Genomic DNA, 9,882 nt, shown 5'->3' with positions numbered 1-9,882 from the left:
TAATTTAATTATTTAAATAATAAAAAATAACCTGAAATTAATTTCAGGTTAAGCTTGACTTTTGTTAGCAGGTTTTTATGGAATTTTTGTGTAGAAAATTTTTGCAGCCCATAAATTTTATTTATGAAGATGAAAAATATTTTTACATAAGATAAATATTAATTTTACATTCCTCTGTTACATTATAGCTAAAGAAAATCTAGGAGGAAGAAATGAAAAGTTTTAAGAAAATTTTGGCAGTGACACTTGCAGTGGCAACTCTTGCACCAAGTTTTGCCTTTGCTGAAAAGAAAGATTATGGCAGTGCCAAAAATGTAATCATGATGATACCTGATGGCATGAGCATAGAAGCATCAACTACAGCAAGATGGATGACTAAGGACAAAAAATTTGTAATGGATGATTTGGCAACAGGTCTTGTTAGAACAAACAATTCAAACACACCTATTGCAGACTCTGCTCCAGCAGCCACAGCTATGGCAGCAGGAATAAAAACAGAATCACCTTTTGTAGGATGTTATCCAACAAAGGCTGGCATGCCAGGCGCTGCTGAACTTGAAAAGGATAGGGCAAAACAACCTATAGCAAATGTCCTTGAAGGTGCAAAGAGAAGTGGAAGATCCACTGGTATTGTTTCAACTTCAAATATTCAACACGCAACACCAGCTGACTTCTCTGCTCACAATCCTGACAGAAACAACTATGAAGACCTTGGCGAACAACAAGTTTACCAAGACATGGAAGTGGTTCTAGGAGCAGGCAGCACTTATTTAAGTAAAGAAACTAGAAAAGACAAGGAAGACCTTCTTGCTGAAATTAAAAACAAAGGCTACGATTATGTAACTACTAAAAAGGCAATGGAAGATTCAAAGGGCGACAAAATTTGGGGACTTTTCGAAGACAAATCCTTCCCTTATGAAATTGACAGAGATAAAGTAAACAAGCCTTCTCTTGCAGAAATGACTGACAAGGCATTAAAGGTCCTTTCAAAAAATGACAAGGGATTTTTCTTAATGGTTGAAGGTTCAGAAGTTGACTGGGCAGCTCACTCCAACGATCCAGTTGCACTTATTCACGAAATCAAAGCCTTTGACGATGCAGTAAAAGTTGCAAAAGACTTTGCAGACACACACAAGGACACAGTTATTGTAATTGCAGCAGACCATGGAACTGGCGGAATAACTTTTGGACACAGAAACATCACTAAGGGCTATGACAAGACTCCTCTTAATGAATTTACAGATTTAATTTTATCTGCAAAAATTTCTGTAACTAAGGCGGCAGAAGAAGTTAAAGAAGACAAGTCAAATGTAAAAGATGTAATGGCAAAGGACTTTGGCATCAAAGATTTGACAGAAGAAGAAATGAACTTAATAAAAAGTGAAAAAGATATAGTTTCAGCAATGGGAAGAATTATCTCTGCAAGAAGCCACATTGCATGGACAACTGGCGGACACGTTGGCGGAGATATAGGACTTTACTCTTACTCAACATCAGATAAGGCAGAAAGACTTATTGGAACAGTTCACAACTATGAAATTGGAAGATACCTTGAAGATGTACTTGACCTAGACCTTGACAAATTAACTGAAGAACTTTACCAACCAATTAGAAAGGGCTTCGAAGACAAGGGAGCAGAGGTTAATTTTGTGAAGAAGGGCGAAAATGATTACGAAGCTATTGTAACAAAGGGCGAAGACAAAATTGTATTCCCAATATCAAAGAACTACGCAATTAAAAATGGCGAAAAAGTTGAACTTGGCGGACTTACAATTTACAGCACAAGAGCCGTATATGTTCCACAAAAAGCTTTTGACCTAGTTAAATAATAAAAATTTTAATAAATCCAAATATTTGATAATCCTAATTAGATTTCAAATCCATCAAAAAAACTGCGGCCACCTTGACAGCTGCAGTTTTTATTTTTTCTCGATATTTGCAATTTCTCTTTGAATAAAGCGGCCAGCCACATTGGCAATTTCCTTTACGCTTTTGATTTTAATATAATTTCGTCCAAACAAAAATTTGGCATTTTCTATTTTATCGCTATTTAATATTGCCGATGTGTGAATGCCCAGTTTTTTTAGCTTGTCCAATTCCTTTTTTGTGTCCTCTAAAGAGCTTTGGTCAGAATAATTTTTTGAGCCGAAAAAGTTTTTTGAAGCCAAGGGCCTTATGTCGCGAGGGTGGGCATCAGTTAGGGCAATTAAAAGGTGATTTTCGTTTTTTAAATCCACTAGGTTTTGGTAGGCACGATAAAAAAGTCCGTCGCGGTTCCAACCGGCAGTCCTGTACCTAAAAATTTTCTCAAAGTCGCACTTATCTTCATAGTCTTTTAAGATAGTGATGACTGTGTAGTCGCCTACAGTCTCGTAGGAAATCACACGATTTAATATTTCGTTGTTTTCAAGAGACTTGGACACAATATATGCCTCAATGGCAATGTCGCTTTCTAGGTCCATTAAGGATGCAGAGGCATCTAGGACTAGGTCTACCTTTAAGTAGGAGTTGAGATTTAAAATTTTCTTGGAAAAAATATTTACCTTATCAGAAATCATGGACTTGTAGGCAAGTTTTGAAATGAGTTTGCCGCTATTAGTAACCACTTCTTCTATGCCAGAGTGATTGGAAAGAGCCAGCCTAATTTTTTTGGATAGACTTTTAATTTCATTGTTGTAAAAATTTCTGTTTTCCTTAAATTTTAAGAGGTGCCTATTTATTGCCTGGTCGTCAAAATTTTTCTCATCAATATTTTTGTGGCTTTGCCCTCTTGTGTAGTGAAGCCTTGACTTTTTGTGGGCGCCATATAAATATTTCTCCTGGATTATTTTCATCTCTTCCTCAGAGTAAATTGACTTGCCAAAGGTCTCCTCAATGTATTTTTCTTTTTCCCTTCGCCTTTTTAGGGCAAGGGAATAGAAAAAGCCTGTAAGACCAGAAGCCTTTTTCTCTTGAAAATCGCCGAAAATAGTTGGACTATTGGATCTTTCAAGTTTGACAAAGCCCAGGCTGTCAAAGAGGGTAAAATTTTTTATGGGAGAAAATTTTAAGACTTCATTTTCCTTGTAACTTAAATTTTCACGAAAAATATTTAAGATTCTCTCTTCTAAATTTTTCTCATCAGTATCTTCCGGAAGCCTTAAATTTTCAAAAATATTTTCTCTCTTGTCGCTTAACTTATAGGGCATGCCTAAAATATTGTTGACCTTTTTTAGCTGCATTTCGAAGAATAAATTTTCTTTTAGAGCCAAATTTTTTCTCTGCAAATCAAATTTATCTTCCAAAAATTTTTCTGCGTAAAGCTTGCGAAGAGGTGTCAAGACTTGTCGGGACCCTACTTCTTTTTCGTAGACCAAATCTTCTAGGAGAAAAATGGCAAATAAATCAAACTTATCTCTGTGGAGATTGTACTGCCAATTATTAAAAATTTTTTCTAAATTGTCGCTGCCAAAATATTTTGCAGAAAGGCCAATTATTAAATTTAGATAAAAGTCGGGATTGCCAGAGATGTCTTCACCAGTGATAAAGGGCTCCTTGGCATAGTCCATGGACCCATCCCAAATTATATTTTTTATTCGATTTTCTTCTTTTCTTGAATTTTTATTTGTCATAGTAAAAATCACTCTTGGAAAATATCTTTAAAATATAAATTTTCTTTAAATCTCGTCTTTATTAAGTCCTTTAAAATTTCTTCTTCATAGGAATCAAAAAGCTTATTTGCAATAGTAAGATCAAGAGCAGAAGTTAGACTTAAGTCCTCTCTCACAAGGTCAATGGCATCAAAGATCCCCCTAAGATCTGGTGCAGTTCTGGAAATTTCTCCTGCCTCTGCCTTTAATTTTAAATCGTAAAAGAAAAAGGCAATGTTTCCCACATACTCATCCTTCATACTTGGATATTCTTTTTTAATAAGTTCAACAAGTCTCTCGCGAGATATAAGGGGCATCTTTATAATTACAAAACGAGAGAGAAGGGCTTCATTCAATTCTCTTGTGCCCTCATAGCCATAATTCATTGTGGCAATAAATCTCGTTGCAGGGTGAAGTTTAATTATGTCGTAGCCTGGTATATCAATTATTCTTCTGTAGTCCAGTATAGAGTGAAGGACTGCCATGGCTTCATTTTTTGCCATATTGATTTCATCTAGGACAACAAAGCCGCCACAATTTGCAGCCTTTGTTATAGGTCCCTCTCTAAAGAGGACATTTCCATTTTTTAATGTGTCATCTCCAATTAATACTGAGCTGTCAATATTTATGTGAAAGGACAAATTCCAAAGAGGCCTTTTAAAAAGATAGGCGAGATTTTCCGCCAAAACATTTTTGCCTGTGGATTTGTCGCCAACTAAGAGAATATTTTTGCCTGCCAAGACTGCGGAGATTGCCTCCCTTAAAATTTCATCGCCAGAATAAAAGAAGTGAGGATCTGGTATTCTATTTTTATATTTTTCATCTAAGTCATAATTTTTTATAAATTCGTCAATTTTATTATTTTTCATCTAATCACTCATCGATTCACTGGTCAATTGAATTTATTTCGTTCTCAACATATAATTTTTTAAAACTGCCAAGACCCACTGCAGATATTATTATATCCATGTCTTCTCGACCTTCCAGGTAAAGATCAATAGTGGGATTATAAAAAACAGCTATGCCTGAGACATCAACTTTTTTATACCTACTTATGTCTTCATCATCCCTTATGCTTATGTCAAAGTCAAAGGTGCCCACGCCGCAGCAACAAGCCTTAGCATCAAGGTCGGGATTGATAAAAATTTTATCCTTATTTTTATTTTTAAGATAAGTTAAAGCCTTATCATTTAGTATAAAATTCATAAAACCTCCTAACAAAAAAAGGTGGCATTTCCAGCCACCTCTTACTTTAAAATATTTAATCTAAAATTTTAAAACATTTAATCTAAAACTATAGATTCAATTCTAGTTTTGTTCTTTTTGCCAAGTTTGATTACGAAGTAAGCATATAGTACTGCAATAACACCTGCTGCAGGGTATGCAATTGAGAATGGCAATCCAAGTCCAAGACCCTTAATGTTAATAATAAATGAGAATACTATAAATACATAGAAGATTCCTGGAAGTAGAGTAATAATATAATTCTTACCTGTATCAATTAAATAAATAGTGGCAACAGCTAGTGCGAAAGTTGCTACGAATTGGTTTGTGAAACCAAAGTATCTCCAAAGAAGGTTAAATCCATTAGGATTTGTCTTTGCAAAGTATAGGATTGCAAAAGCTGGGATAAATAATACAGCAGAAAGTCCTGCTCTCTTTGAAGGAGCCTTTTGGTCAATATTTAATTCTTCAGCAATTATTAGTCTTAGAGATCTAAAAGCAGTATCACCAGAAGTGATAGGAAGTGCAATAACACCAAGAACTGCAAGAAGTCCACCAACATTACCCATGAAGTATTTAGAAACTTGACCAACCATAATTGTTCCTGGAGTGTCAAGTGCAGCTTGTCCAGAAGAGAATAGAACCATTGCGCCTGCTGCCCAAACCATGGCGATGAAACCTTCAGCAATCATAGTTGAGTAGAAAGTTGTTCTAGCTTCTGATTCAGATTTAACAGTTCTAGAAATAAGTGTTACTTGAGAACCGTGGAAACCTGATAAGATACCACAAGCAACTGTGATAAAGAATGATGGGATAAACCTTTGTCCAAGTGGGTGTTCTGCAAGAAGTCCAGCATTTTCAAATGCCAAGTGTCCTGAACCCTTAATAAAGATTCCAATAAATACTCCAATAGCAGATACAATTAGGAAACCACCAAAGATTGGATAAACTCTACCGATTAATTTATCGATAGGAAGTACAGTTGATGCAATGTAGTAAGCAAAAATTACTGCATAGATAATCCAAATAACATTTGAATCAGCTCCAGCCTTAAGAATATCATTTGCGATTAAGTCCCCAGGAGTGTAGACAAAAACTACACCAGTAAGTAGAAGTAAGATTGCAATAACAATATTGTAGAATTTACGAACTCCATCGCCAATGTACTTTCCAACGAGCTTAGGAACTTGTGATCCACCATTTCTCATTGAAATAAATCCAGTCATGTAATCATGAACTGATCCTGCAAATACGCATCCAAGTGGAATTGCTAGAAAAGCAATAGGTCCAAAAAGAATACCTTGGATAGGTCCAATGATTGGTCCCATACCTGCAATGTTTAGTAGATTGATGAGCCAGTTTTTCTTTTGACTCATTACTACATAGTCAACTCCGTCAGCCTTTCTAACAGCTGGAGTTTCTCTGTCGTCTGGTGCCAATTGACTTTCTACATATTTTGAGTAGAAAAATCCGCCACCAAGCAATATTATAAGTCCAATAATAAATAGTAACATATAAATCCTCCTTTACTTTTATTATTCTTAGTTCAATTATAGAACAATGAACTTATAAATACAAGGAAATAACATCGAAGAATTTCAACGCATCAATCGTTTGCAGAACATTGTGTAAAAATGTTTTTACAAAGTTTTAATTTAAAATCTTTATTTAAAAATTATTAATATTATTTGGAAAATTTTATGGGAGCTTTTATGAAAAAACTTATAGAAAAGTAAAATTTTATTAAAAATATTATTGGAACTTAAAACATTTAATAAATTGAGAAAATTAGAAAAATCTTAAGAGGATTAATGGACTTAGGTCCATAAAGATGTTTTTAGACAAAAAAATAAGGCCTAAGCCTTAAAATAAAATGGTCGGGGTGAGAGGATTCGAACCCCCGGCCCCATGGTCCCAAACCACGTGCGCTACCAAACTGCGCTACACCCCGACAATGAAAATTTTACAAGAATTTTATATTCTTTATATTTAATTTTCGAACAGATATTATTATAACATGAAAAAAAATTTTGTCAAAGACTTTTTAAAAAAATTTTTAAAAGCACTTAGAAGACTATTATAGTTGATTTATAAAAAGATTACAACTAAAATATAAGTATTATTAAAGAAGGAGGTAACATGAAAGCTATTATATTTGATTTAGACGGAACCCTGGTGGACTCCATGGGATATTGGAGAAGAGTTTCTCGCGACTTTATGAAGACAAAGGGAATAGACATAGAAGACAGTGTGCAACACAAGATGACCACCATGAGCCTTAACACTTCCCTTAGGTATTTAAAGGACTATTACAAGTTAAGCGAAAGCTTTGAAGAACTTTATAATGGTTTTAGCGACACAGTTATAGATTTTTATTCCAACAAAGTTAAGTTAAAGGACAATGCCCTTGAAATTTTAAAATATTTTAAAGACAGGGACAAAAAAATTGTCATAGGAACATCAACAGCAAAGCACTTTGCAGACATAGTCATAAAAAAATACGGCATTGACAATTATATTGAAGGACTTTACACAGCAGATTCAGTTGGTCACATAAAGGGCGAAGAAAAATTTTTCACTACAATAACTTCTGAAATAAAGGAAGATCCAAGGGATGTATATTTAATTGACGACTCCTATCTTGCCCTTAGGACTGCCAAAAGTGCAGGCCTTGAGACAGTGGGCATCTACGATGAAAATTCCAAGGACAAGTGGCACTTAGTTGTAGAAGAAAATAAATATTCCATAACAAATTTAATAGAACTAAAAAATATATGAGATTATTTTTATTTTTTGCGGCAAGGACAATACCTGCCTTCATAATTACCTTTCTAGTCTTTTCCATGGTGAGAGTAAAATTTTTCTCCCACAGAAAAATAAATTCCAACGGCTTTAGGGAATTTCTCTTGAGTCTTTTTGCAGGCTACCTTGCCTTTCTAGTAATAATGTTATTTACACCTAACTCCTACATTGCCAACTCAGGAATAAATCTAACTAACGAAAACTTTGACTTCGTTGGAAATTTTAAAGACAGAATAACATCAGGAGCCTGGGGCGTAAATCTAGTTCCCTTTAGAACTATAAAAAATTACATAAAATATTCAGGTTTCCTTCACACAATGACAAATGTAATGGGTAATGTAATAATATTTTTGCCCTTTGGAATTTTTGTGGCAGAAATCTTTCCAAAGGCGAGAAGTCTTTCAAAGATCCTTGTCATAACTTTTTTTTCTTCCTTTTTTGTTGAGTTCATACAATTTTTTATAGGAAGGTCTGTTGACATTGACGACTTGATGTTAAATGTCCTTGGGTCAGTGATTGGATATTTTATTTGGAAGAAAAATTTAAGATTTAAATTTGCCAAGAAAAAGAGAAAAAAATTGAAGAAGACTGAGATGGGCTAAAATTGACAAAAAGGCGGAATTTTAGTATAATTTTAGTCTAACTTCATATGGGGGCGAAAATGGTTTCGACGGGGATTTTGAGCTTTAAGTAGCGAGTCGTTGATGGATCACACAACGCTAAAATGGTCTATAAAAAATAAACGACGAAAATAATTTCGCACTAGCTGCCTAATTAGGTAGCAATCCGGCCAGACGCCGCGAACTGTAACCGGGTTTCAAATTAGCGGGCAAACGAACTCTGTAATGCGCCATAGCAGAGGGGGTTAATGGCGATACTCTGTATGAGTTTGACACTCTAGTAATACAGGGGAAATTTAAGAGGAGTCTGCACTCGGAGAATCTTTCTGTAAGAAGTCTTCGGACGCGGGTTCGACTCCCGCCGCCTCCACCAAAATTTTAATTTAAAGTCATTCATGCTTATGGATGGCTTTTTATTTTTGCTTTAAATAAATTTTAAAATATTAAAAAAAGACTTGTTGAAGATATTTTAGTGAGTTAGCTAATAATTCTTTGTGTTATAATTTTTGTAATAAGAAAATTATTTTAAGAGGGTGATTTTATTGCTCAACTCTATAGAGCTTGTTAATAAACTTAATGATAAGGGTGTTGAATTTTGCGAAATTAGTAAGGAACAAGCTATTCATTATTTAGAAGAGCATAATTACTATGTAAAAGTTTCATCTTATAGACATAATTTTAAAAAAGATGAAAAGGGAAAGTATAAAGATTTAGATTTTTTTCATTTAAAGGATTTATCTACAATTGATATGCATCTTAAATTTTTAATCTTAAAAACTATTTTAAATTTAGAGCACTCTTTAAAAGTAAATTTACTCAAATCAATAGAAAACAATGGTTTAGACGATGTAAATCTTACCTTGGAATTTTTGGATAGTTTAGGAAATAACAAGGGAGATACAGAATATAATATTAAGAAAGAATTATATGGAAGAAGAGGGAAAGGCTATGTTGGAAATCTGTTAGATAAGTTTACACATCCCAATTATCCAATATGGACCTTTGTTGAAGTCATATCCTTTGGTACTTTAGTAAAATTTATAAAGTTTTATGTAGAAAATTATGAAAATAATTTTGCAGATTGTGATATTTTATTTCGTGTTAGAGACATAAGAAATGCATCTGCACATAGTAATTGTCTTATTCACAATCTCCCAGACAAGAGAGAATATTATCTCGATGGTATATATAAATTTTTAAAGAACAATTTAGATGAATACAATGGAGTTTTTATAAAAAGAAAGTTGAGAAATTTATTTATACATGATTTTATTTGTTTGCTTTATGCTTTTAACTTATATGTTAAAAGTGATGAAATAAAAACACATAGATTTAAAGAGATAAAAGAATTTTTTGATATTAGAGTTATAAGAAATAAAGATAAGTACGAAAAAAATAAAATTTTAATAGATGATTATAAATTTGTTAAGAAAGTAATTGACTTATTTTGTGACAATGCTATATAATGTAACCACAAAGGGAAAAACTAAATAGTTTTTTTTAACCGAGAACTTTGAGTTCTCGGTTTTTTTGTACGCTTTAGCATGAATAAACCACCAGCTATGCTGGTGGTAGGAATACTAGCTTTAGCTTCAAGCAAAAAACCT

The 9,882-nt window shown here is 33.7% G+C and carries 8 protein-coding genes, 1 tRNA gene and 1 other RNA gene; 5 read left to right on the top strand and 5 right to left on the bottom strand.

The window, feature by feature from the left end; genetic code table 11:
• Nucleotides 1–212: 212 nt before the first annotated feature.
• Nucleotides 213–1,829, top strand: coding sequence for an alkaline phosphatase (locus WMO19_RS09190; RefSeq protein ID WP_349171551.1), 1,617 nt, complete (start codon nt 213–215; stop codon nt 1,827–1,829).
• Between the two features lie 90 nt (nt 1,830–1,919).
• On the opposite strand, the gene WMO19_RS09185 is transcribed toward WMO19_RS09190, so the two are convergent.
• The 5 genes from WMO19_RS09185 to WMO19_RS09165 all read right to left on the bottom strand — a co-directional run bounded on the left by WMO19_RS09185 (nt 1,920) and on the right by WMO19_RS09165 (nt 6,804).
• Nucleotides 1,920–3,611: a VWA domain-containing protein gene (locus tag WMO19_RS09185; protein WP_349171549.1), complete on the bottom strand. Its 1,692-nt coding sequence runs from the start codon at nt 3,609–3,611 to the stop codon at nt 1,920–1,922.
• A gap of 8 nt (nt 3,612–3,619) precedes the next feature.
• Nucleotides 3,620–4,498 carry a MoxR family ATPase gene (locus WMO19_RS09180; protein ID WP_349171547.1) on the bottom strand — a complete coding sequence of 293 codons (879 nt, stop codon included), beginning with the start codon at nt 4,496–4,498 and terminating at the stop codon, nt 3,620–3,622.
• Between the two features lie 16 nt (nt 4,499–4,514).
• Nucleotides 4,515–4,835 (bottom strand): hypothetical protein, encoded by a 321-nt coding sequence (locus WMO19_RS09175; RefSeq protein ID WP_288166213.1) that lies wholly within the window; start codon nt 4,833–4,835, stop codon nt 4,515–4,517.
• A gap of 77 nt (nt 4,836–4,912) precedes the next feature.
• Nucleotides 4,913–6,367 carry a carbon starvation CstA family protein gene (locus WMO19_RS09170; protein WP_332087339.1) on the bottom strand — a complete coding sequence of 485 codons (1,455 nt, stop codon included), beginning with the start codon at nt 6,365–6,367 and terminating at the stop codon, nt 4,913–4,915.
• A gap of 360 nt (nt 6,368–6,727) precedes the next feature.
• A tRNA-Pro gene (locus WMO19_RS09165) sits at nt 6,728–6,804 on the bottom strand.
• Nucleotides 6,805–6,992: 188 nt separating this feature from the next.
• Here WMO19_RS09165 and WMO19_RS09160 point away from each other — a divergent pair.
• The 4 genes from WMO19_RS09160 (at nt 6,993) to WMO19_RS09145 (ending at nt 9,741) form a co-directional block, all read left to right on the top strand.
• Entirely contained in the window at nt 6,993–7,631 is a 639-nt protein-coding gene (locus tag WMO19_RS09160) for an HAD family hydrolase (protein ID WP_311566063.1), read from the top strand.
• A complete protein-coding gene (locus WMO19_RS09155) occupies nt 7,628–8,257 on the top strand; it encodes a VanZ family protein (RefSeq protein ID WP_349171545.1) in 630 nt (209 codons plus the stop codon). Before WMO19_RS09160 ends, WMO19_RS09155 begins: the two co-directional genes overlap by 4 nt.
• Before the next feature lie 49 nt (nt 8,258–8,306).
• Nucleotides 8,307–8,648, top strand: a transfer-messenger RNA (tmRNA) gene (ssrA, locus tag WMO19_RS09150).
• Nucleotides 8,649–8,817: 169 nt separating this feature from the next.
• Entirely contained in the window at nt 8,818–9,741 is a 924-nt protein-coding gene (locus WMO19_RS09145) for an Abi family protein (RefSeq protein WP_349171543.1), read from the top strand.
• Nucleotides 9,742–9,882 lie beyond the last annotated feature (141 nt).

The organism is Peptoniphilus hominis (ex Hitch et al. 2025) (assembly GCF_040096015.1).
GTDB lineage: Bacteria > Bacillota > Clostridia > Tissierellales > Peptoniphilaceae > Peptoniphilus_A > Peptoniphilus_A hominis.
Note: the sequence above shows the minus strand (reverse complement) of the source record. Positions and strands in the feature narration are given on the sequence as shown.

Coding starts and splice junctions, on each gene's coding strand:
- WMO19_RS09160 (WP_311566063.1), top strand. CDS start 6,993: ATGAAAGCTATTATATTTGATTTAGACGGAACCCTGGTGGACTCCATG.
- WMO19_RS09180 (WP_349171547.1), bottom strand. CDS start 4,498: ATGAAAAATAATAAAATTGACGAATTTATAAAAAATTATGACTTAGAT.
- WMO19_RS09185 (WP_349171549.1), bottom strand. CDS start 3,611: ATGACAAATAAAAATTCAAGAAAAGAAGAAAATCGAATAAAAAATATA.
- WMO19_RS09170 (WP_332087339.1), bottom strand. CDS start 6,367: ATGTTACTATTTATTATTGGACTTATAATATTGCTTGGTGGCGGATTT.
- WMO19_RS09190 (WP_349171551.1), top strand. CDS start 213: ATGAAAAGTTTTAAGAAAATTTTGGCAGTGACACTTGCAGTGGCAACT.
- WMO19_RS09175 (WP_288166213.1), bottom strand. CDS start 4,835: ATGAATTTTATACTAAATGATAAGGCTTTAACTTATCTTAAAAATAAA.
- WMO19_RS09155 (WP_349171545.1), top strand. CDS start 7,628: ATGAGATTATTTTTATTTTTTGCGGCAAGGACAATACCTGCCTTCATA.